This is a genomic window from Streptomyces sp. NPDC127117 (assembly GCF_042677325.1).
Taxonomy (GTDB): domain Bacteria; phylum Actinomycetota; class Actinomycetes; order Streptomycetales; family Streptomycetaceae; genus Streptomyces.
The window spans coordinates 1-21,515 of record NZ_JBHXTM010000054.1 but is presented as its reverse complement, the minus strand read 5'-3'; the positions used below and the strand labels follow the sequence as shown (position 1 = coordinate 21,515).

Sequence of the window (21,515 nt, the reverse complement as noted above, 5' to 3'; positions counted from 1 at the left end):
GCGCTGATTGGTGTTATTAACGCCCGGGTCCCCCACATCGTCCCCGGCCGGGGGGGGGGGGTCCCCGGCGCCAATCCCACCGACCCGGCGCACAGGGGCGGCGCGGCGCGGGCTGTGCCGGCGCAGCGGCTCGTGAAGGCAGTAGCCGGGGCCGTCGTCGAGCAGATACAGGTGCATCGACGGGATGTCCGCGCGCCCGGCCAGCAGCCCGGACTGCGACTCGTTGAGAGCGAGAGCCTGATCGAGAGCGTGGTGGTCCAGCAACTCCAGCGGTGCGCCCGGCAGAAGCTCCTGGACCAGCACGACTGAGCCGCCCACCTGGAGCGCCAGCTCCGTGGACGGGCAGGGATACCCCTGCCCGCGCAGCGCCTGGCACACCGCCAGGGGCCCCGACCGCAGGGTGTCGAGCCGACTGCCCGGCCGCCACTTCAGCACGGACCGGTGGCCGTCGGGCCACCGGACGTACGCGGCGCCCACCTCGCCGCCCGGACAGGGCCCCTCGACGAGCAGGCGTACGCCGGTCTCGGCGTGCACGGCATCCGTCATCCGGCCGGCGTCGAGGCGCTCGGCACGTTCCCAGTGGTGCTGCGGTGAGGTGGTCATCGGAGCATTCTCCGGGAGGGACGGAACGGATGCCGACGAGGGGGCCGGGCTGCGGTGCATGCCCTCCCCGCTCCGTCCGCCGCGAGCGAGGCCGTGGACTCCGGGGTCCGGTCACGTGATCCGGATGGTGAGAGCCCCGGTGATGCGGTCGGCGGTGAGTTCCCGGGACTGCGGGGAGCCGATGCCGGGAGGGGTCCTGGCGCCGGGTGCCGAGGTGTTCCCGGACGGTCCGGCTTCACCGGCACGACCGCCGTCAGGCCCACGCCGGTCTGCTCGGTGCCGGGGGCGGGCGATGGACTCCCGCGCCCCGGCCGGAGTGCGGCCGGGGCCCGTCGGAGACGGGTGGGACGCCGTTCCCGGGCACCCCCGAGGGTGCCGATTCCGGTGCGGCGTCCCACCGGGCCGGGCCGGACCAGCCCCGTCCGGTGCGATGCGGGGTCAGTCCGCCGACGTCGTCCAGCCCAGCGCCTCGATGCGTGCGGCGTCGCCGGACCGGCTCTCGTCGAAGAGTGTCCGGTTGCCGTCCTCGACCCGGACGGCGTCCACGTACGCCCCGCGTCCGACGTACAGCTGGTCCGTCGTGTACCGCCACCTCAGCCGGACCTCCTTGCCGCGCCAGGCGGCGAGGTCCGCGTCGAGACGGTGCCATACCCGGCCGGACCAGCCGGAGACCGCGCCGGTGGGATGCGGCTCGGGCTCGGGGCGGGGCTTCTCCGACGTCGGGACGGTGGTGAACGGGACCGGCTGCCAGGTCGCCCCGGCGTCCGCCGACGCCTCCAGGAAGAGGAAGTCGGACCCGGGCTCGGTGTCCCACCACAGGGCCGAGCTCAGCCGGCCGTGCGAGGAGGTGAGGCGCAGCGGGGGCAGCGTGAGCGTGGCCGAGGCGGCGCTCGCCATGCCCGAGAACCACGCCGTACGGCCACGGGCGGGGTGGACCGCGACGGCGCGCGCCAGCTGATTCGCGGCGGCGACGCGCGGGGCGCTTCCGGAGCGCCAACTGCGCACGGGGTGAACCGAGTTGCCGAGGACGATCAGGAACGAGTCGGTCGTCGGATCCAGTACGAGACTGGTGCCGGTGAAACCGGTGTGGCCCGCGGTGCGCGGGGTGGCCATCGCCCCCATGTACCAGTGCTGGTAGAGCTCGAAGCCGAGGCCGTGGGCGTCGCCGGGGAACGCGGTGTTGAAGTCGGTGAACAGCAGGTCGACCGATTCGGCGGAGAGAATCCGCGCGCGGCCGTAGACCCCGCCGTTGAGCAGGGTACGGGCGAGGATCGCCAGGTCCCAGGCGCAGGAGAAGACTCCGGCGTGGCCCGCCACCCCGTCCAGGCTGTACGCGTTCTCGTCGTGCACCTCGCCCCAGACCAGTCCGCGGTCCAGCCCGGACCAGGGCAGCCGGGCGTCCTCGGTCGCGGCGATCTTCGGCTTCCAGGAGGCCGGCGGGTTGTACCGGGTGCGGTGCATCCCGAGCGGAGCGGTGATCTGCTCACGGAGCAGGACGTCCTGCGTGCGGCCGGTGAGCTTCTCCAGCACAAGTTGCAGCGAGATCAGGTTGAGGTCGGAGTAGAGGTACACCGTGCCGGGCGGGCTGGCCGGCACCTCGTCCCACAGCAGTTGGAGCTTTCCCTCGCGCGTCGGCGCCTTGTACAGCGGGATCCAGGCGCGGAATCCGGAGGTGTGCGTGAGCAGTTGGCGGATCGTGATGTCCTGCTTGCCGCCGCCCGCGAAATCGGGCAGGTACGAGGCGACCTTCGCCTCCAGCTCCAGCGTCCCGCGCTCGATCTGCTGCACGGCCAGGATCGAGGTGAACAGTTTCGACACCGAAGCCAGGTCGAAGACGGTGTCCTCGGCCATGGGGATCTGCTGGTCCGGCGGGAACTCCACGCCGGTGTCGGACTTCTCGTCGTACGCCGCATAGCGCACGGCCTTGCCGATCGGCCGGTGCAGGGCCACCGTGCCGCCCCGCCCGGCGAGCAGCACCGCCCCCGCGTACCAGGGGTGCTTCGGGGAGGCGGCCAGGAACTTCTCCGCGTCGGTGACCAATTGGTCCAGGGGCTCCTGAAGCAGCCCCGCGCGTTCGGCCGAACCGCGCCGCAGCGTCGGCCTGCCGTGTCCCGACACGGCGCTCCCGGCCCCTGTGCGCATATCCGACGACCCCGCCCCCGACTCCATGGCCGACGCCTGCCCCGCGAACGGAATCGGCGCCAGGGCGAGTGCCCCGCCCAGGGCCAGCATCCCACCGCCCAGCCTCCGCCGGCTGATCCCTCTGCCCGCCGCGTCCTCGGTCATCCGGAACTCCTTCTCACTGCGCGAAAGTAACTTTCGAAAATTCGTCCGGCAATGAAACTTCCTGCCGCCGCAGAGATTACTGTCACCCCCGTCGTCGCGGAGGCCCCCTGCGTCACAAAGAATCTGACACTGCATCAGAAAATCTCTTCCCTCGGATGTCGGGCTGAGGCATCCTGCGCCCCATGGAGACGGAGCTGAGCAAGAAACTGGGAGTCGAGCACGCCATCTTCGGCTTCACGCCGTTCCCCGCGGTGGCCGCGGCCATCACCCGGGCCGGCGGATTCGGCGTACTCGGCGCGGTCCGCTACACCGCCCCCGACGACCTCGCGCGCGACCTCGACTGGATGCAGGAGCACACCGACGGCAAGCCGTACGGCCTCGATGTCGTCATGCCCGCGAAGAAGGTGGAGGGGGTGACCGAGGCCGATGTCGAGGCGATGATCCCGGCCGGCCACCGGCAGTTCGTCCAGGACACCCTCGCCAAGCACGGAGTGCCGGAGCTCCCCGAGGGCGAGGCGTCCGGCTGGCGCATCACCGGCTGGATGGAGGAGGTCGCACGCAACCAGCTCGACGTCGCCTTCGACTACCCCATCAAGCTCCTCGCCAACGCCCTCGGATCACCACCGGCGGACGTCGTCCGGCGCGCCCATGACCGGGGTGTGCTCGTCGCCGCCCTTGCCGGGAGTGCGAAGCACGCCCGCCACCACGCCGACGCGGGCATCGACATCGTCGTCGCCCAGGGGTACGAGGCGGGCGGCCACACCGGTGAGATCGCCTCCATGGTCCTGGTGCCGGACGTGGTCGACGCCGTCGGACCGCTTCCCGTCCTCGCCGCCGGCGGAATCGGCAGCGGCGAGCAGATCGCCGCCGGACTGGCCCTCGGCGCCCAGGGCGTCTGGCTCGGCTCCCTCTGGCTGACCGCCGAGGAGGCCGACCTGCACTCCCGCGCCCTGACCCGCAAGCTCCTCGCCGCCGGCTCCGGCGACACCGTCCGCTCCCGCGCCCTCACCGGCAAACCCGCACGCCAGCTCCGTACCGAATGGACCGACGCCTGGGACGACCCGGCAGGGCCCGGCACCCTGCCCATGCCGCTCCAGGGGCTGCTGGTGGCCGAGGCAGTGTCGCGCATCCAGAAGTACGAGACCGGCGCACTGCTCGGCACGCCCGTCGGACAGATCGTCGGCCGGATGAACAGCGAACGCAGCGTGCAGGCCGTCTTCGACGACCTGACCCGCGGCTTCGAACGAGCCGTGGACCGGATCAACCGAATCGCCGGACGGAGCGCCTCATGACCCCACCGCCCAATGGCTTCTGGGCCCAGGCCACCGCCGACCCCGGACGCACCGTCCTGATCGCACCCGACGGCGAGAGCTGGACGGCGGGCCGGCTGCACGCCGCCGCCAACCGCCTCGTCCACGGACTGCGTGCGGCCGGACTCCGGAAGGGCGACGCGTTCGCGGTGGTGCTGCCCAACGGCGTCGAGTTCTTCACCGCCTACCTCGCCGCCTCCCAGGCCGGCCTCTACCTCGTACCCGTCAACCACCACTTCGTCGGCCCCGAGATCGCCTGGATCGTCGCCGACTCCGGCGCCAAGGTGCTCATCGCCCACGAGCGGTTCGCACCGGCCGCCACCGAGGCCGCCGACGAGGCGAAGCTGCCGGTGAGCCACCGCTTCGCCGTGGGCGCGGTCGACGGCTTCCGCCCGTACGCCGAACTCCTCGAAGGACAGTCCGAACAAGCCCCCCGGGACCGCACCCTGGGCTGGGTCATGAACTACACCTCGGGCACCACGGGCCGCCCGCGCGGCATCCGCCGTCCGCTCTCCGGCAGGCTCCCCGAGGAGAGCCACCTCGGCGGGTTCCTCGGCATCTTCGGCATCAAACCGTTCGACGACAACGTCCACCTGGTGTGCTCGCCGCTCTACCACACGGCCGTTCTGCAGTTCGCGGGCGCGTCCCTGCACATCGGACACCCGCTGGTCCTGATGGACCGGTGGACGCCCGAGGAGATGCTGCGGCTCATCGACACGCACCGCTGCACCCACACCCACATGGTCCCGACCCAGTTCCACCGCCTGCTCGCCCTCCCCGACGAGGTGAAACGGCGGTACGACGTCACAGCCATGCGGCACGCCATCCACGGCGCCGCGCCCTGCCCCGACCACGTCAAGCGCGCCATGATCGACTGGTGGGGAAGGTGCGTCGAGGAGTACTACGCGGCCAGCGAGGGCGGCGGCGCCTTCGCCACCGCCGAGGACTGGCTGAAGAAGCCGGGCACCGTCGGCCGGGCCTGGCCGATCAGCGAACTCGCCGTCTTCGACGACGACGGCAACCGGCTGCCGCCCGGCGAGCTCGGCACCGTCTACCTGAAGATGAACACCGGCGGCTTCAGCTACCACAAGGACGAGACCAAGACGAAGAAGAACCGCATCGGCGACTTCTTCACCGTCGGCGACCTCGGCATCCTCGACGAGGACGGCTACCTCTTCCTCCGCGACCGCAAGATCGACATGATCATCTCCGGCGGGGTCAACATCTACCCCGCCGAGATCGAGGGCGCCCTGCTCGGCCACCCCGCCGTCGCCGATGTCGCCGTCTTCGGCATCCCGCACCCCGACTGGGGCGAGGAGGTCAAGGCGGTCGTCGAACCTGCCGCGGGACACGAGGCGGGGGAGGAGCTCGCCGCCGCGATCCTGCGCCACTGCGAGCAGCGTCTCGCCGGATACAAGCGCCCCAGGAGCATCGACTTCATCGATGTGATGCCCCGCGACCCCAACGGCAAGCTCTACAAGCGGCGGCTGCGCGACCCGTACTGGGAAGGCCACTCACGGGCCGTGTGAGCCGCCGTCCGGCCGCCGTCCGACGAGCGCCCCCGGACCGGCTCTGGCAGGGTGTGGCCCATGAACGCGAGCGCTACGGTCCGGTCACTGGCGACCAGGTGGACGGTGGTCGTGCCGCTCGTCGCCGCGCTCGCGCTGGTCTTCAGCTGGGGCCGGGAGCTGTCGGCGTTCGCCGTGGCCGTGGTCGCGCTCTGCCTCGCCGGCGCCGTCCTGGCCGCCGTGCACCACGCCGAGGTCATCGCCCACCGGGTCGGCGAACCGTTCGGCTCGCTCGTCCTGGCCGTCGCCGTCACCGTCATCGAAGTGGCCCTCATCGTCACCCTGATGGTGGGAGGCGGTCCCAAGACGTCCGCGCTCGCACGCGACACCGTGTTCGCCGCGGTGATGATCACCTGCAACGGCATCGTCGGACTGTCGCTGCTCGTCGGAGCCGTCCGCTCCCGTGTCGTCGTCTTCAACGCCGAGGGCTCCGGGGCCGCCCTCGCGACCGTCGCCACCCTCGCCACCCTCAGCCTGGTACTGCCGACCTTCACCGTCGGCAAACCCGGCCCCGAGTTCTCCACCGCCCAACTGGCCTTCGCCGCCGTCGCCTCACTCCTGCTGTACGGGCTGTTCGTCGCCGTACAGACGGTGCGGCACCGCGAGTATTTCCTGCCCCTCACCCCCGAGGGCGCGTTCAAGCCCGACGAACACCGCGCGGCGCTGCCCGGCCGGGGCGCCACCGCGCTGAGCCTGGTGATGCTGCTGATCGCCCTGGTCGCGGTCGTCGGTGACGCCAAGTCCGTCTCGCCGACCATCGAGTCCGGGGTGGAGGCGGCCGGAATGCCCCAGGCGGTGGTCGGCGTCGTGATCGCACTGCTGGTGCTGCTGCCGGAGACCCTGGCGGCGGTACGGGCCGCCCGCCGCGACCGGGTCCAGACCAGTCTCAACCTCGCCCTCGGCTCGGCGATGGCGAGCATCGGCCTGACCATCCCGGCCATCGCCCTCGCCTCGGTCTGGCTCGACGGACCGCTCCACCTCGGCCTCGGCGCCACCCATATGGTGCTGCTCGCCCTCACCGTGATGGTGGGCGCGCTGACGGTCGTACCGGGACGGGCCACCCTGCTCCAGGGTGGCGTCCATCTGTCGATCTTCGCCGCGTTCGTCTTCCTCGCGATCAGCCCCTGACCGCCCGCCGGACGGACAGGGGCCCATCGCACCGCGAGGAACTACCGGCGTTCGTGGACCCGCACGACCCGCAGCGCGGGCGAACGCAGGATGTCCCTCTCGCAGAACCGGGACGTCACCCACTGCTCGGCCGAGTACAGCTCGGTCTGGTCGCTGTAGTGCGCCGAGCCCGGGTCGGAGGACTGGGAGTACGTGAGCAGGGTGCGCGCCACCGGGCACCCGCTGCCGTTCCAGCCGACCGCCTGGATGTAGCTGGAGCCCGCCGACACCTCCCGGTAGCCGCCGGCCGCCGCGTCCCACAGCGGCTCCGTCTTGTTCCAGATGCCGAGCGATTCCGTACCGCCGCCGATCGCGATCCGCTTCCCGTTCCGCTCCACCGACTGGTGCCGGCCCAGCGGGGCGTCCAGCGCGATCCCGGCCGCCCCCAGTTCGGCCACCGTGTCGGCGAGCGCCCTGGCGACGCCGGGCGCCGAGGTGTTCAGTGTGTTCGGCGTCCCGACCGGATCGGCGGGGGAGAAGGGTACCTTCCACAGCTCGGTACCCGAGACCGTGGCCGTCGCCCGGCGCCAGAACCGGTCGAAGAGCAGCGCGCCCCGGCTGCCGGTGTCGACCTTCCGGTCCCAGCGCCGCAGCACGTCGCACGCCGCCGACACATCGACGGCCCTGCCGTCACTGGTGACCGCACTTCCGCCGGGCAGCGCCGCGCACGCTTCCGCCAGGTCCCCGGCGACCAGATCACCGGCCGGTGCGCGGTTCGCGAACTGCTGACGCTGCAGATCGGACACGGTCAGCCGGCCCTTCGCCGCCATCGCGGACACGTCCTCGACCGCGCCCCGGGTCCGCATCGAGCGCTGCGTGCCGACCGTGCCGAACACCCGCTCGTAGCCGGTCAGCGGCGCGGCCGCGTTCGTCAGCCAGGCACTGTCGTTGGAGTTCTCCACGTACGGGGCGTCCTTCACGGTGGGCATCCGGCCCGGACCGAAGATGCCCGGCTGCACCGCGTCCCGGTCCGACCCCAGCGCGCAGCCGCTCCTCGAACCGTCCAGCACCGCAAGCCCGGACGAGGGATACGTGGCCCTGCCCAGCGCGGTGGAACAACGCTCCGCGAGCTCGTCCGTGATCCTCGGCAGCACCTGCGACTGCGAGAAGAACGAGTGCCCGGACGAGTCGGCGGCGATGGTGTTCACCCATGGCAGCCCCTGGGTACGGCGCAGCGCCGCCGCGATGTCCGAGGTGCTGCGTGCCCGGCTGAGGCCGAGACCGGCGTCCGCGAACCGCAGATTCACCGAGTTCGGGTCGTTGAGCGCGTACGCGGTCGTCGCCGTCCAGGGCAACGGCAGCCCGGCACCGAGCGAGGTGACCACCGGCCCGTAACGGGTCGACCACTGGGTGCGGGTCACGGCCCCGCCGCCCTTCACCGGGACCGAGACCGTACGCTTCGTCATCCGCTCGGGCCTGCCGTCCACCAGATACACGGTCGGATCGGCCGGATCGAGGGTGAGCTGATGGAGGCTGACCGGCACCCCGGTGGCGACGGTGTGGCTCCACGCGATGTTCGCGTTGTGCCCGATCGACACGGTCGGTGCGCCGAGCAGCGAACCGCCCGAGACGTTCAGCTCGCCGGGAATCGTCTGCTGGGACTGCCAGAACCGCCGCCCGCCCTGCCACGGGTAGTGCGGATTGCCCAGCAGCAGGCCCCGCCCGCTCGCCGTCGTGTCGCCGCGGAACGCGACCGCGTTGGAGCCCATGTCCGCGTTCTGCGTCGACAGCAGCCGCCGGGCCGCGTCCGCCGCGTCACCCGGCGACGGGACCTCGGGCACCTTTGCCGCCCCGGTGGGCGGCTGGGCACCGGTGATGCCGTCGATGCCGCGCCCCTGACCGCCGAGCACCGAGAGCGCGTAGCCGCGCGCCACCACGTCCAGTGCCGTCACCGGCCGCACCCAGTCGGCGCCCCGGCAGGCCGGGTCCTCGATCCGGTTCTGCGCCAGCCACGCGTTGTAGCCGGCCGCCCAGCCGCGCTCCAGCTCCCTGACGTCACGACTCTGACCCGCCGGAGCGGGTGTCTTCAACAGCTTCTCCAGGGTGCGGCTCTCGCGGACCCCGCGGAAGTAGAGATCGCTGGAGAGGTTCTTCGTCGCGGAGGACAGCGAACCGTCCGGAGCCGCGTCCGGACCGAAGTACCGGGACCGCTCGCCGCGCAGGGTAACGAAGCCGTCGGCGAGGGTGCACACCTGGTCGGCGGCCTGGGCCCAGCCATTGCCGAAGCCCAGGCTCGCGTAGTCCTTCGCCAGGATGTGCGGGATGCCGTACTCGGTGTACCGGATCGTGGCGGACAGCCCGCCGTCCGTCGGACGGTGGGAGCGCGGTCCGTCGGCCGCGGCGGGCGGCAGCGACGCCGAAACGGTGAACAGGGCGAGGCCCGATATCGCGAGAAGTCTCAGACGGTTGCGGAGAGGCAACGGATCTCCCAACTGCGCGGGTGCGAAAGGCGGTTACCCGAGGGTTCGGACCGCCACGCGCCACTCAGCCAGCACCCGGGCACCCCTGTCAACATCCCCACCGCCATCAGGACCCTTGACCCCCGGGTTCCGGCCGCACAGGATCACGCCATGACAGGTGTACGGAGCAGCACAGTCGACGGAGTCGTGGCGCGCAGCGCCCGGCGCACCCCCGACCGCACCGCACTGCGGTACGCGGACAGGTCATGGACGTACGCGGAACTCGACGCGGCCGTCAGCACCGCCGCCGCCGTCCTCGGCGGTGAGCACGGACTGCGCCCCGGCGACCGGGTCGCCTGCTACGCGCACAACTCCGACGCGTATCTGATCGGCTACCTCGGCTGCGCCCGCGCGGGCCTGGTCCACGTACCGGTCAACCAGAACCTCACCGGCGACGACCTCACGTACATCCTCGAACAGTCCGGCAGCGCCCTCGTCCTCACCGACCCGGACCTCGCCGACCGGATTCCGGCCGCGTTCCCCGTACGCCCGCTGCGCGACGCACCGGACTCCCTGCTGGCGGCGACCGCCACCCCGCGCCCCTTCGTCCCGGAGCGCGAACCGGGCGCGGCGGACCTCGTCCAGCTGCTCTACACCTCGGGCACCACCGCCCTGCCCAAGGGCGCGATGATGACCCACGGCGCACTGGTGCACGAGTACGTCAGCGCGATCACGGCGCTCGACCTGCGGGCCACCGACCGGCCCGTCCACTCGCTGCCGCTCTACCACTCCGCGCAGATGCACGTCTTCCTGCTGCCCTACCTCGCGGTCGGGGCGCAGAACACCATCCTCGACGCACCCGACGCGAACCGGATCTTCGACCTCGTCGAGACCGGGCAGGCCGACAGCGTCTTCGCCCCGCCGACCGTCTGGATCGGCATCTCCCAGCACCCCGGCTTCACCACCAGGGAACTCGGCGGTCTGCGCAAGGCGTACTACGGCGCGTCGATCATGCCCGTACCCGTGCTGGAACGGCTCCGCGAACGGCTGCCCGCGCTCGCCTTCTACAACTGCTTCGGACAGAGCGAGATCGGCCCGCTCGCCACCGTCCTCGGACCGGACGAGCACGAGGGCCGGATGGACTCCTGCGGCAGGCCCGTCCTCTTCGTCGAGGCCCGGGTCGTCGACAAGGACGGCAAGGAGGTCCCCGACGGCACGGCCGGTGAAGTGGTCTACCGCTCACCCCAGTTGTGCGAGGGGTACTGGGACAAGCCCGAGGAGACCGCCGAGGCCTTCCGCGACGGCTGGTTCCACTCCGGCGACCTCGCGGTGTGCGACGCCGAGGGCTTCCTCACCGTCGTCGACCGGGTGAAGGACGTCATCAACTCCGGTGGTGTCCTGGTCGCCTCCCGGCAGGTCGAGGACGCTCTCTACATGCACCCCGCCGTCGCCGAGGCCGCGGTCGTAGGACTGCCCGACGAGCGCTGGATCGAGGCCGTCACCGCCGTCGTGGTGCTGCGCGGCGACGCGACGGCGGCCGAACTCATCGACCACGCCCGCGAGCGGCTCGCCCACTTCAAGGCCCCGAAGAAGGTCCTCTTCGTGGACGAACTGCCGCGCAATGCCAGCGGGAAGATCCTCAAGCGGGAGCTGCGCGACCGGTTCGCGTAGTACCCGGCCGCCTCCGGATCAGGCCTCGGCCAGGTCGAGGTCCGCAGGCGCGACCCGCAGTCCACGCGCAATCACCACCAGATGGGCGAGGCCGAGACCGGGCCGGCAGAGGCCGGCCCCGAAGGCATGCCCGGCCGGGCTGGTCCACAGCCGCACACCAGGACCGGGCCCGATCTCCGGTGCCGCCGGGTACCGGAGCAACGCCTCGACGCCCCGCCGCTTCCGCTCGACGACGAAGTGCTTCACCGCGGCGATGTCGACGAGCGAGAAGAGCGTCGGCGCCCCGAAGCCGATCAGTGAGGACGCGACGGTGAGGTCCAGGAAGGGCGACACCGGGCCGACGGCGCTCACCACGAGGGTGGCGTACACCGGTGTGCGGCGGCACGGTGCCGGCGGGCACGACCCAGGGCCTCTCGTTTGGAGCATGCCGGGCTCGCGTGCCCCGGTGCCGCGCCTCGCCGCGTTGTCGTCGGTCGCCAGGACTCTGCCCTGACTCCCTCCTCCGCCCTGCGATGCACGACACCGGACCCCGCTCCCCGACCCGGCCTGATCCAAACGAAAGACCCTAGCGCCCGCCGCGCTCGTCCACGATCCGCCGGAACTTCCCGACCGAGCGTTCCAGCGTCTCCGGATCGACGATCTCGACCCGGACCGACACCCCGATCCCGTCCTTGACGGCCGCCGTGATCGACGCCGCGGCCGCCGCCCGCTGCTCCGAGGTCGCATCCGCGCGCGCCTCAGCCCGTACCGTCAGCGCGTCGAGACGGCCCTCGCGGGTCAGCCGCAGCTGGAAGTGCGGCGCCACCCCCGGGGTGCGCAGAACGATCTCCTCGATCTGGGTCGGAAATAGGTTCACACCGCGCAGGATCACCAGATCGTCGCTGCGTCCGGTCACCTTCTCCATCCGCCGGAACACCCGGGCGGTGCCCGGCAGCAGCCGGGTCAGGTCCCGCGTCCGGTAGCGGATCACCGGCATGGCCTCCTTGGTGAGCGAGGTGAAGACCAGCTCGCCCTCCTCGCCCTCGGGCAGCACCTCACCGGTGAACGGGTCGACGATCTCCGGATAGAAGTGGTCCTCCCAGATGTGCAGCCCGTCCTTCGTCTCGACGCACTCCTGCGCCACACCCGGCCCCATCACCTCCGAGAGCCCGTAGATGTCGACCGCGTCGATCGCGAACCGCTCCTCGATCTCGCGCCGCATCTCCTGTGTCCACGGCTCGGCACCGAAGATCCCCACCTTCAGGGAGGTCGACCGCGGATCGACGCCCTGCCGTTCGAACTCGTCGAGGAGCGTCAGCATGTACGACGGGGTCACCATGATGATCTCGGGACGGAAGTCCTGGATGAGCTGGACCTGGCGGGCGGTCATGCCTCCCGAGGCGGGGATGACCGTGCAGCCGAGCCGTTCCGCCCCGTAGTGCGCGCCCAGTCCGCCGGTGAACAGCCCGTATCCGTAAGCGACATGGACCTTCTGCCCGGGACGCCCCCCGGCGGCCCGGATGGAACGGGCCACCACGTCGGCCCAGGTGTCCAGGTCCCGCCGGGTGTAGCCGACGACGGTCGGACGGCCCGTCGTTCCGCTGGACGCGTGGATCCGGCTCACCTGCTCCTCGGGGACGGCGAACATGCCGAAGGGGTAGTTGTCCCGCAGGTCGGCCTTGGTCGTGAAGGGGAAGCGGGCGAGATCGGCGAGCGTACGGCAGTCGTCCGGGCGCAGCCCCGCCTCGTCGAACGCCGCCCGGTAGTGGCCGACGTTCTCGTACGCATGTCGCAGGGTGGCCCGCAGCCGCTCCAGCTGGAGTGCTTCCAGCTCGTCCCGGCCCAGCCGTTCCGCCTCGTCCAGCAGGGACGTCATCCGGATCTCCCTCTTCCGAGCAGGCGACCGATCATTCGGTCGATCTTTCGGTAGCAGTAATTCAGTATGTTCCGCCCGATGGCAAGAGGGGCGACGCAGCTGATCCACATCGCGGCTTCGCTCATACCGAACACGGCTGCGCCGCCCGTCGGGCGCTGTTTGGATGGCGGGCATGCCGATCTTCCACGCACACGACGGGACCGAACTCGCCTACCGCCTTCTGGGGAAGGGCGCACCGCTGATCTGTCTGCCCGGCGGACCGATGAGGGCCGGTGCGTACCTGGGGGATCTCGGCGGACTCTGTGCCCACAGGCAGCTCGTGGTGCTCGATCCGCGCGGCAGCGGAGACTCCGCGATACCGCAGGACCCGACGAGCTACCGTTGCGACCGGCTGACCGACGACATCGAGGCGCTGCGGGAACACCTCGGCGAGGAGCGCATCGACCTGCTCGCCCACTCCGCGTCCGGGAACCTGGCCTCGCTGTACGCGGCCCGGCATCCGCAGCGGCTGCGTACGCTCACGCTCGTCACCCCCGGCACCCGGGCCGTCGGCATCACGGTCACCGACGGAGACTGGCGCGAAGCGAGCGAACTCCGCCGCGACGAACCGTGGTTCGCGGTCGCACGCGCCGCCCTGGACGACTTCCTCGCGGGCCGCTCCACGGACCGGGCCGCTGTCGCGCCGTTCGCCTACGGACGCTGGGACGAGACCGCCCGGGCCCACGCGGCGGCGAGCCCCGGACAGACCAACTCCGCTGCCGCGCCCGTGTTCTACCAGGACGGCGTCTTCGACCCGCCCGCCACCAAGGCCGCCCTGGCGGCGGTCACCGCGCCGGTCCTCGTTCTCGCCGGGGAGTACGACGCGGGACCGACTCCGGACCGCGCCGCCGAACTGGTCGCGCTCTTCCCGGAGGCCGAATTCGTCGTGCAGCGCGGTGCCGCGCACTTCCCCTGGCTGGACGACCCTGGCGCCTTCGTCCGTACGGTGGCGGCCTTCCTCGACCCGGAAGTGCACAGTGTGCAGGCAGGCGGCACCAGGCTCGCCCACCGGGTGTGGGGGGATCCGTCGGCGCCGCCCGTCGTGCTCGCCCACGGCCGCTGCGGCGACAGCCGCACCTGGATCCCGATCGCCGAACGCCTCTCGGCCGAACACCGGGTGTACGCCTTCGACTTCCGCGGCCATGGGCTCAGCGAATGGCCCGGCCGCTACTCCTTCGAGCTGTTCCGGGACGATCTGCACGCCTTCCTGGAGGCCCGCAACCTGGCCGGAGCCACCGTGATCGGGCATTCCATGGGCGCCGCTGCCGCCTGTCTGCTCGCCGAACGGGAACCCGGGCTGATCGGCAGGCTCGTCCTGGAGGAGATGCCGCCGCCGTTCCCGCTCGATCCGCCGCGCGCCCCCGCCGAACGGCCCGACGGGGAACTCGACTTCGACTGGCCGGTGGTGCCGTCGACCGACGCCCAGCTGAACGCACCGGATCCCGACTGGTCGGAACGGCTGAGCGCGATCACCGCCCCGACCCTCGTCATCGGCGGCGGCCCCACCAGTCGGATCGCCCAGGAAAAGCTGATCTGGATGGCGGGGCGCATACCGGACGGCCGGTTCGTCACCATCGACGCCGGACACCTCGTACATACCGACCGGCCGGAAGAATTCCTCGCGGAACTAAGGGCGTTCGGTCTCTCCTGAGCGTGTCGCGGGCGCCGGCGGCGGGGTCAGGCGCGGTGCAGCAGGGTGGTCAGGGCCTCGTGGAGGGTGCTCTCCGCATCCGCCGCGGGGCCCGTGGAACGCCAGGCCACGAAGCCGTCGGGGCGCACCAGCACCGCACCCTCCGGCGTCGTTCCGTGGAGTTCGGCCCAATTCGCGCCGTTCTCCGGCTCCAGATCGGCGCCCGGGCCGATTCCGTACGCCTGGAGCCGTACCGAGAGCCGGTCGGCGACCCGCGCCGCCGCCCGCCGCCAGGCCACGTCCGCACCGTCGGTGAGCAGCACCAGCGTCTGTTCGTACAGATCCAGTGTGGACTTGCGCGCACCGCCCTGATGGACCCACAGATGCGGCGCGCGACTGCCCGGTTCACCGTTCAACTGCACTCCCTGCGGCACCACCGGCTGCTCGGGGTCGGTGCCCAGCACCGCGCCACGGACATAGCGGTAGCCCAGCGCCACGCTGAGCATGCCGCCCTGCTTCCCGCCGCCCACGCCCGGCGCCGCCGAGTACCCCGGGTGGCTGTGCTCGCTGGAGCGCGCCGAGGCCCGTGCGCTCGTCGCCCGCGCCACCGGCAGCCGCTCCGCCTCGTAGGTGTCCAGCAGGCCGGGGCCCGCCTCGCCCTTCAGCACGGCGGCGAGCTTCCATGCCAGGTTGTGCGCGTCCTGGATACCTGTGTTGGAGCCGAATGCCCCGGTGGGGGACATCTCGTGCGCCGAGTCACCGGCGAGGAAGACCCGCCCCGAGGCGTACCGCTCGGCGACCCGCTCCGCGGCGTGCCACGGCGCCTTTCCGGTGATCTCGATGTCGATGTCCGGAGCGCCGACCGCGGTACGGATGTGCTCGGCACACCGCTCGTCGGTGAAGTCCTCAAGAGTTTCGCCGAGTTGGGGCTGCCACGGTGCGTGGAAGACCCACTCCTTCTTGTTGTCGACCGGCAACAGGGCACCGTCCGCTGCGGGGTTGGTGAGATAGCAGACGATGAACCGACGGTCGCCCAGCACATCGGCGAGCTGCCGGGAGCGGAAGGTGATGCTGACGTTGTGGAACAGGTCGCCGGGGCCCGTACGGTCGATGCGCAGCTGGTCGCGGATGGGGCTTCGCGGCCCGTCCGCGGCGATGAGGTAGTCCGCGCGCACACTGATGTGCTCGCCGGTCTCCCGGTTCTTCAGTGCCGCGTCCACCCCCGCAGGGTCCTGGTCGAAGCTCTGCATCTCGGTGGAGAACCGCAGGTCACCGCCCTGCTCCCGGGCCTGCTTCAGCAGCACCGGCTCCAGGTCGTTCTGGCTGCACAGGCACCAGCCGGTCGGGCTGAACCGGGCGATCCCGCCACCGGGGTCGATCTCCTTGAACAGCCACTCCTGGTCGTCCCCGGTGAGTGAACCGGCTTGCAGGATGCCGTGGTTGTCGGCGAGGACCGATGCCGCCTGCCGGATGCCCGCCTCGGCACCGGCCGTACGGAACACCTCCATCGTGCGGACGTTGTTGCCGCGGCCGCGTGGGTGTGTCGAGGTGGCCCGGTGTTTCTCGACCAGCAGGTGCTCGATGCCGAGCCGGCCGAGGAATAGCGAGGCGGACAGGCCCACCAGTGAGCCGCCCACGATGAGGACCGGTACGCGAATGTCGACGTTCTCGTTCATCAGTTGCTCCAGCTCGGACGCCGTTCGGATGCATTGTTCAATGCCCTGGTGAGAGCGGTTCGGACGCCCGCTCACCTGAACGGTTCATAAATCTCGCGCCACCCGGACCAGCGTTTCACGATCGGTCACGGAGACGACGCCCGCGGTCCTGGGGGGCGGACCAATTCACATCCGCCGGGAGAGTCCCCGCTCCGAATCCACTCGCCAACCGACGGTTGACGGCTTGCCACCCGGCTCGACCACCGAACCGTCTCGAAGGAGATCGAAAGATGACCACCACCCTCTCGGAACGGATCTCCCAGTCCGCCTTCGACGGTTCCCGGCTGCGCGTCGTGCTGCTGCTGGATCTCTACGACGGGGCCCAGAAGGAGTTCCTGGAGGCGTACGAGCACCTGCGCAATCAGGTGGCTTCCGTCCCCGGGCACATCAGCGACCAGCTGTGCCAGTCCATCGAGAACCCCTCCCAGTGGCTGATCACCAGTGAGTGGGACAGCGCGCCCCCGTTCCTCGCCTGGGTGAACAGCGAGGAGCACGTGGCTACCGTCCAGCCGCTGCACAACTGCGTGCGCGACACCCGGTCGCTGCGCTTCAGCGTGCTGCGGGAGACCGGGAAGGCCTTCGAGATGGCGCCCGAGCCGGCCAAGGGCCGCCTCCAGGCGTCCCCGCGCCTGGGTGACGGGGTGGTGCGCCACGCGCTCACCTTCACCGTCAAGCCGGGCACCGAGGACGTCGTGGCGAAGATCCTCGCCGACTACGATTCCCCCAACGCGCGGGTCGACGAGGACACCCGACTGCGCCGTACCTCGCTCTTCATGCACGGAAACCGCGTCGTGCGGGCCGTCGAGGTCGAGGGCGACCTGCTCGCCGCCCTGCGTCATGTCGCCCGGCAGCCCGAGGTCAGGGCCGTCGAAGAGGCGATCAATCCGTATCTGGAGCAGGACCGGGACCTCAGCGACCCGGACTCCGCCCGGATGTTCTTCACCCGGGCGGCGCTCCCCACCGTGCACCACGTCACCGCCGGCCGGCACAAGGCCGAGGACGTCCGCCGGCACGCGCTCTTCTACCAGGCCAAGGAGGGCTGCGGCATGGCACTCGCCCGGCTCCTGGCCGAGCACGACGAGGAGGCGGCCGACGACCCGGCGAGCATCATCGACAGCAGCACCATCTTCCAGCGTGACGACGTCGTCGTCCGCCTGCTCGAAGCGGTCGAACCCATCGACGCACAGCCCGCCCAGGCGGTGGGCATCGACGGCGCCGGCAAGGTGGCCAGGCTCGGGCGTCTCCTCGACGGCGGCAGCAACGCCGTGCCCACGGACGAGCAGGGCATCTCCGGCTTCCTCAAGCAGTCCGAGATGACCCTGATCACAGATCGGCGGGCCATGGAGTCCTGAACCGCGCATCCGCACCCTGGGGGGTTCTCGCTCAACCCGTCATTTCAACGCGCAATGCGCCAGGAGGAAAGCAGTCATGACCATGCACCGGCCACGCATCGTGGACCTCAGTGAGACGCAGCCCAACCGCAGGCGTGGAGGCGACCTTCGCGCCCTGCTCACGCCGACAGCGGTGGGAGCGACCAGTGGCTTCATGGGGCTGGCGATCGTTCAGCCCGGCGACCGCATCGGCGAGCACTACCACCCGTACTCCGAGGAGTTCGTGTACGTCGTGAACGGTCTGCTGGAAGTGGATCTGGACGGTGAACCGCACCGGATGCGGCCCGACCAGGGCCTGCTGATCCCTCCCCATGTACGCCACCGATTCCGCAACGTGGGCGACGTCGAGGCCCGCATGGTCTTCCACCTCGGCCCGCTCGCCCCGCGCCCGGAGCTCGGCCACGTCGACACCGAGCACACCGAATCCGCCGGCCGCGTCGCACCCCCGGAACGAACGGAGGCCGCCTCATGACCCGCCGCGTGGCGGTCACCGGCGTCGGTGTCGTCGCCCCGGGCGGCATCGGCGCACCGGCCTTCTGGGACCTCCTCGCGAACGGACGCACCGCGACCCGGGGCATCACCCTCTTCGACCCGGCCGGGTTCCGCTCCCGGATCGCCGCCGAGTGCGATTTCGACCCGGCGGCGCACGGACTGGACACCGACACCGTCGAACGGTCGGACCGCTACATCCAGTTCGCGATGGTGGCGGCCAGGGAGGCCCTCGGCGACGCGGGCCTCGACCCGGAGAAGGTGGACCCCTGGCGCATGGGGGTGTCGCTGGGCACCGCCGTCGGCGGCACCACCCGGCTGGAGCACGACTACGTCGCGGTCAGCGAGAGCGGTGCGCGCTGGGACGTCGACCCCCGGCCGGCCGGTCCGCACCTGCAACGGGCCTTCTCACCCAGCTCGCTCGCCTCGGCGGTCGCCGAGCAGGTCGGTGCGCACGGCCCGGTGCAGACCGTCTCCACGGGCTGCACCTCCGGCCTGGACGCCATCGGGTACGCCTTCCAGTCCATCGAGGAGGGCCGCGTCGATGTGTGCGTCGCCGGGGCGTCCGACTCACCGATCACCCCGATCACCGTGGCGTGCTTCGACGCGATCAAGGCCACCTCGGCGAACAACGACGACGCGGAGCACGCCTCCCGGCCGTTCGACGCACGCCGCGACGGCTTCGTGATGGGTGAGGGCGGAGCGGTACTCGTCCTGGAGGAGCTGGAACACGCCCGGGCCCGCGGTGCCACCGTGTACTGCGAGATCGCGGGCTACGCCACCTTCGGCAACGCCTACCACATGACCGGACTGACCGCGGAGGGCCTGGAGATGGCCGAGGCGATCAACCGGGCACTGGGCCACGCCCGCATGGACGGCTCGCAGATCGACTACGTCAACGCGCACGGCTCGGGCACCAAGCAGAACGACCGGCACGAGACGGCCGCCGTGAAGCGGGCACTGGGCGCCCACGCCTTCGACATCCCGATGAGTTCGATCAAATCCATGGTCGGCCACTCGCTGGGGGCGATCGGGGCGATAGAAATCGCGGCCTGCGTGCTCGCCCTGGAGCACCAGACCGTGCCGCCGACAGCGAACTATGAGAGCCCCGACCCCGAGTGCGACCTCGACTACGTACCCCGCACCGCACGCCCGATGAAGCTGCGCAGCGTTCTCTCGGTGGGCAGCGGCTTCGGCGGCTTCCAGTCCGCGGTGGCCCTGACCCGAACAGGTGGGAGGACACCATGAGAACCCGCAAAGCCCGGCGTACCGTCGTCACCGGCATCGGTGTGGTCGCCCCCAACGGCAACAACACCGAGGCCTTCTGGAAGCGGACGCACGAAGGGATGAGCGTCCTGGACCAGGTCACCCGCGAGGGCTGCGAGCACCTGCCCCTGCGGGTCGCGGGCGAGGTTCGGGGATTCGATGCGGTCGAGCTGATCGAGGAGCGCTTCCTCGTCCAGACCGACAAGTTCACGCACTTCGCGATGGCCGCTGCGGACATCGCACTGGACGACGCCCGGCTCGGCCGCGCCGACTACGAGAACACCCCCTTCGACGTCGGTGTGGTCACCGCGGCCGGCTCCGGCGGCGGCGAATTCGGCCAGCGGGAACTCCAGCGGCTGTGGGGACAGGGTTCCACCTACGTGGGCCCCTATCAGTCCATCGCATGGTTCTACGCGGCCAGCACCGGCCAGATCTCGATCCGTGGCGGCTTCAAGGGGCCGTGCGCGGTCGTGGCCAGCGACGAGGCCGGCGGTCTGGACGCACTGGCGCACGCCGCCCGCTCGATCCGCGGCGGCACCGAGGCGGTGGTGGTCGGCGCGGCCGAGGCCCCGCTGGCGCCCTACTCGGTCGTCTGCCAGCTCGGGTACGAGGACCTGAGCACCGTCGAGGACCCCAGCCGCGCCTACCGGCCGTTCACCTCGGGCGCCTGCGGCTTCGTGCCGGCCGAGGGCGGTGCCATGCTGGTGGTCGAGGAGGAGCAGTCGGCGCGCCGTCGCGGCGCCAAGGTGCGGGCCGAACTCGCCGGACACGCCGCCACGTTCACCGGAGCATCCAGGTGGGAGCAGTCCCGGGAGGGCCTCGCCCAGGCGATCATCGGCGCCCTGCGGGAGGCCGACTGCGCGCCGGACGAGATCGACGTCGTCTTCGCGGACGCCCTCGGCGTACCCGCGGCCGACCGGGCCGAGGCGCTGGCGATCGCCGACGCCCTCGGCGCGCACGGCAAGCGGGTGCCGGTGACGGCGCCCAAGACCGGGATCGGCCGTGCCTACTGCGGTGCGCCGGTGCTGGACGCGGCCGCGGCGGTGCTGTCCATGGAGAACGCGCTCATACCGCCCACACCGAACGTCTTCGAGGTGTGCCACGACCTCGACGTCGTCACCGGTTGCGCCCGCCCCGCCGAACTGCGGACGGCGCTGGTGCTCAGCCGCGGGCTCATGGGCTCGAACGCGGCGATCGTGCTGCGGTGCTCCACCGACCCCCAAACGTGAGAAGGAGAAGTCCTCATGACCGACCGACTGACCTACACGGAACTCGCTGTCCTGATGAAGAAGGGCGCCGGAGTCACCGTCGACCCGCGCGACATGGAGCAGCGTCCCGGTTCGGCCTTCGACGAGTACGGCCTGGACTCGCTGGGCCTGCTCGGCATCGTCGGTGTGCTGGAGAACCGGCACGGCCGTGCGCTGCCGGCCGACGCCGACCGCTGCAAGACCCCCCAGGAATTCCTAGACCTGGTCAACAACAGCCTCATGACAGGAGCCTGACGTGCCCGGACACACCGAGAACGAGATCACCATCGCCGCCCCCCTGGACCTGGTCTGGGACGTGACGAACGATCTGGAGAACTGGCCGCGCCTGTTCAGCGAGTACGCCGCGGTCGAGATCATCGAGCGGGACGGCGACAGCACCACGTTCCGTCTGACGATGCACCCCGACGAGAACGACAAGGTGTGGAGCTGGGTCTCCGAGCGGACCGTGGACCGTCGTGGACGCACGGTCCGCGCCCGCCGTGTCGAGCCCGGTCCGTTCCAGCACATGAACATCCGCTGGGAGTACTCGGAGGTGCCCGGCGGCACCAGGATGCACTGGACCCAGGACTTCGCGATGCGTCCCGACGCCCCCGTCGACGACGCCTGGATGACCGACAACATCAACCGCAACTCCAAGGTCCAGATGGAGCTGATCCGGGACAAGATCGAGCAGCGTGACCGGGAGCGCCGCACCGCCTCGGTCGGGGCCAACTGACCCGCCATCCGCCCACGGCCCGGCACCCGGCCCCAGGGCCGGGGGCCGGGGCGGGGACCAGAAAGGCATCTACCGCAGTGTCGTATTCACATATGTCGCGGCCGGCGATTTAGGGGGGGTAGATGTGGGTGGGGGGCGGAGGA

General features: G+C 71.0%; 16 protein-coding genes and 1 pseudogene. 11 read left to right on the top strand and 6 right to left on the bottom strand.

Annotated elements, in window-relative coordinates; genetic code table 11:
- Window positions 1–603 (bottom strand): annotated as a pseudogene (locus tag ACFVH0_RS33200) (aminoglycoside phosphotransferase family protein); the annotation flags it as partial.
- A gap of 438 nt (window positions 604–1,041) precedes the next feature.
- Window positions 1,042–2,889 (bottom strand): serine hydrolase, encoded by a 1,848-nt coding sequence (locus ACFVH0_RS33195; protein WP_385826326.1) that lies wholly within the window; start codon window positions 2,887–2,889, stop codon window positions 1,042–1,044.
- Between the two features lie 182 nt (window positions 2,890–3,071).
- On the opposite strand from ACFVH0_RS33195, the gene ACFVH0_RS33190 reads away from it, so the two are divergent.
- The 3 genes from ACFVH0_RS33190 to ACFVH0_RS33180 are packed head-to-tail and all read left to right on the top strand — an operon-like array spanning window position 3,072 to window position 6,895.
- Window positions 3,072–4,181: a nitronate monooxygenase family protein gene (locus ACFVH0_RS33190; protein WP_266788772.1), complete on the top strand. Its 1,110-nt coding sequence runs from the start codon at window positions 3,072–3,074 to the stop codon at window positions 4,179–4,181.
- Window positions 4,178–5,728 carry an acyl-CoA synthetase gene (locus ACFVH0_RS33185; RefSeq protein WP_385826325.1) on the top strand — a complete coding sequence of 517 codons (1,551 nt, stop codon included), beginning with the start codon at window positions 4,178–4,180 and terminating at the stop codon, window positions 5,726–5,728. The genes ACFVH0_RS33190 and ACFVH0_RS33185 overlap by 4 nt, the downstream gene beginning before the upstream one ends.
- A 60-nt stretch (window positions 5,729–5,788) precedes the next feature.
- Window positions 5,789–6,895: a calcium:proton antiporter gene (locus tag ACFVH0_RS33180; protein WP_385826322.1), complete on the top strand. Its 1,107-nt coding sequence runs from the start codon at window positions 5,789–5,791 to the stop codon at window positions 6,893–6,895.
- A gap of 41 nt (window positions 6,896–6,936) precedes the next feature.
- Here the strand turns inward: ACFVH0_RS33180 and ACFVH0_RS33175 are convergent, their stop codons facing one another.
- Window positions 6,937–9,354 carry a penicillin acylase family protein gene (locus ACFVH0_RS33175; protein ID WP_385826321.1) on the bottom strand — a complete coding sequence of 806 codons (2,418 nt, stop codon included), beginning with the start codon at window positions 9,352–9,354 and terminating at the stop codon, window positions 6,937–6,939.
- A gap of 150 nt (window positions 9,355–9,504) precedes the next feature.
- On the opposite strand from ACFVH0_RS33175, the gene ACFVH0_RS33170 reads away from it, so the two are divergent.
- Window positions 9,505–11,004: an acyl-CoA synthetase gene (locus ACFVH0_RS33170; protein WP_385826319.1), complete on the top strand. Its 1,500-nt coding sequence runs from the start codon at window positions 9,505–9,507 to the stop codon at window positions 11,002–11,004.
- 18 nt (window positions 11,005–11,022) lie between these two features.
- Here ACFVH0_RS33170 and ACFVH0_RS33165 read toward each other — a convergent pair whose 3' ends face one another.
- Window positions 11,023–11,358: a hypothetical protein gene (locus ACFVH0_RS33165; protein ID WP_385826318.1), complete on the bottom strand. Its 336-nt coding sequence runs from the start codon at window positions 11,356–11,358 to the stop codon at window positions 11,023–11,025.
- Between the two features lie 211 nt (window positions 11,359–11,569).
- Window positions 11,570–12,859 carry a phenylacetate--CoA ligase PaaK gene (paaK, locus tag ACFVH0_RS33160; RefSeq protein ID WP_385826316.1) on the bottom strand — a complete coding sequence of 430 codons (1,290 nt, stop codon included), beginning with the start codon at window positions 12,857–12,859 and terminating at the stop codon, window positions 11,570–11,572.
- 172 nt (window positions 12,860–13,031) lie between these two features.
- Here paaK and ACFVH0_RS33155 point away from each other — a divergent pair, with 172 nt between their 5' ends.
- Window positions 13,032–14,549 carry an alpha/beta fold hydrolase gene (locus ACFVH0_RS33155; protein WP_385826315.1) on the top strand — a complete coding sequence of 506 codons (1,518 nt, stop codon included), beginning with the start codon at window positions 13,032–13,034 and terminating at the stop codon, window positions 14,547–14,549.
- Between the two features lie 26 nt (window positions 14,550–14,575).
- Here the strand turns inward: ACFVH0_RS33155 and ACFVH0_RS33150 are convergent, their stop codons facing one another.
- The gene (locus ACFVH0_RS33150; protein WP_385826313.1) at window positions 14,576–16,204 is read right to left on the bottom strand and encodes an FAD-dependent oxidoreductase; all 1,629 of its coding nucleotides are present in this window, start codon (window positions 16,202–16,204) and stop codon (window positions 14,576–14,578) included.
- A 269-nt stretch (window positions 16,205–16,473) separates the two neighbouring features.
- On the opposite strand from ACFVH0_RS33150, the gene ACFVH0_RS33145 reads away from it, so the two are divergent.
- The 6 genes from ACFVH0_RS33145 (at window position 16,474) to ACFVH0_RS33120 (ending at window position 21,372) form a co-directional block, all read left to right on the top strand.
- Window positions 16,474–17,595 (top strand): SchA/CurD-like domain-containing protein, encoded by a 1,122-nt coding sequence (locus ACFVH0_RS33145; protein ID WP_385826312.1) that lies wholly within the window; start codon window positions 16,474–16,476, stop codon window positions 17,593–17,595.
- A 76-nt stretch (window positions 17,596–17,671) separates the two neighbouring features.
- Window positions 17,672–18,106, top strand: a complete 435-nt coding sequence (locus ACFVH0_RS33140) for a cupin domain-containing protein (protein WP_385826310.1) — start codon at window positions 17,672–17,674, stop codon at window positions 18,104–18,106.
- Window positions 18,103–19,371, top strand: a complete 1,269-nt coding sequence (locus tag ACFVH0_RS33135; RefSeq protein ID WP_385826309.1) for a beta-ketoacyl-[acyl-carrier-protein] synthase family protein — start codon at window positions 18,103–18,105, stop codon at window positions 19,369–19,371. The genes ACFVH0_RS33140 and ACFVH0_RS33135 overlap by 4 nt, the downstream gene beginning before the upstream one ends.
- Window positions 19,368–20,618 (top strand): ketosynthase chain-length factor, encoded by a 1,251-nt coding sequence (locus ACFVH0_RS33130; protein ID WP_385826307.1) that lies wholly within the window; start codon window positions 19,368–19,370, stop codon window positions 20,616–20,618. The genes ACFVH0_RS33135 and ACFVH0_RS33130 overlap by 4 nt, the downstream gene beginning before the upstream one ends.
- Window positions 20,619–20,633: 15 nt before the next feature.
- Window positions 20,634–20,891, top strand: a complete 258-nt coding sequence (locus tag ACFVH0_RS33125; RefSeq protein WP_072484754.1) for an acyl carrier protein — start codon at window positions 20,634–20,636, stop codon at window positions 20,889–20,891.
- A gap of 1 nt (window position 20,892) precedes the next feature.
- Window positions 20,893–21,372: an SRPBCC family protein gene (locus ACFVH0_RS33120; RefSeq protein WP_385826306.1), complete on the top strand. Its 480-nt coding sequence runs from the start codon at window positions 20,893–20,895 to the stop codon at window positions 21,370–21,372.
- The last annotated feature ends 143 nt before the right edge of the window (window positions 21,373–21,515 follow it).

Bases quoted from the DNA above. Each gene is read 5' to 3' on its own strand.
- ACFVH0_RS33195 (WP_385826326.1), bottom strand. From the start codon at position 2,889: ATGACCGAGGACGCGGCGGGCAGAGGGATCAGCCGGCGGAGGCTGGGC.
- ACFVH0_RS33190 (WP_266788772.1), top strand. From the start codon at position 3,072: ATGGAGACGGAGCTGAGCAAGAAACTGGGAGTCGAGCACGCCATCTTC.
- ACFVH0_RS33185 (WP_385826325.1), top strand. From the start codon at position 4,178: ATGACCCCACCGCCCAATGGCTTCTGGGCCCAGGCCACCGCCGACCCC.
- ACFVH0_RS33180 (WP_385826322.1), top strand. From the start codon at position 5,789: ATGAACGCGAGCGCTACGGTCCGGTCACTGGCGACCAGGTGGACGGTG.
- ACFVH0_RS33170 (WP_385826319.1), top strand. From the start codon at position 9,505: ATGACAGGTGTACGGAGCAGCACAGTCGACGGAGTCGTGGCGCGCAGC.
- paaK (WP_385826316.1), bottom strand. From the start codon at position 12,859: ATGACGTCCCTGCTGGACGAGGCGGAACGGCTGGGCCGGGACGAGCTG.
- ACFVH0_RS33155 (WP_385826315.1), top strand. From the start codon at position 13,032: ATGCCGATCTTCCACGCACACGACGGGACCGAACTCGCCTACCGCCTT.
- ACFVH0_RS33150 (WP_385826313.1), bottom strand. From the start codon at position 16,204: ATGAACGAGAACGTCGACATTCGCGTACCGGTCCTCATCGTGGGCGGC.
- ACFVH0_RS33145 (WP_385826312.1), top strand. From the start codon at position 16,474: ATGACCACCACCCTCTCGGAACGGATCTCCCAGTCCGCCTTCGACGGT.
- ACFVH0_RS33140 (WP_385826310.1), top strand. From the start codon at position 17,672: ATGACCATGCACCGGCCACGCATCGTGGACCTCAGTGAGACGCAGCCC.
- ACFVH0_RS33135 (WP_385826309.1), top strand. From the start codon at position 18,103: ATGACCCGCCGCGTGGCGGTCACCGGCGTCGGTGTCGTCGCCCCGGGC.
- ACFVH0_RS33130 (WP_385826307.1), top strand. From the start codon at position 19,368: ATGAGAACCCGCAAAGCCCGGCGTACCGTCGTCACCGGCATCGGTGTG.
- ACFVH0_RS33125 (WP_072484754.1), top strand. From the start codon at position 20,634: ATGACCGACCGACTGACCTACACGGAACTCGCTGTCCTGATGAAGAAG.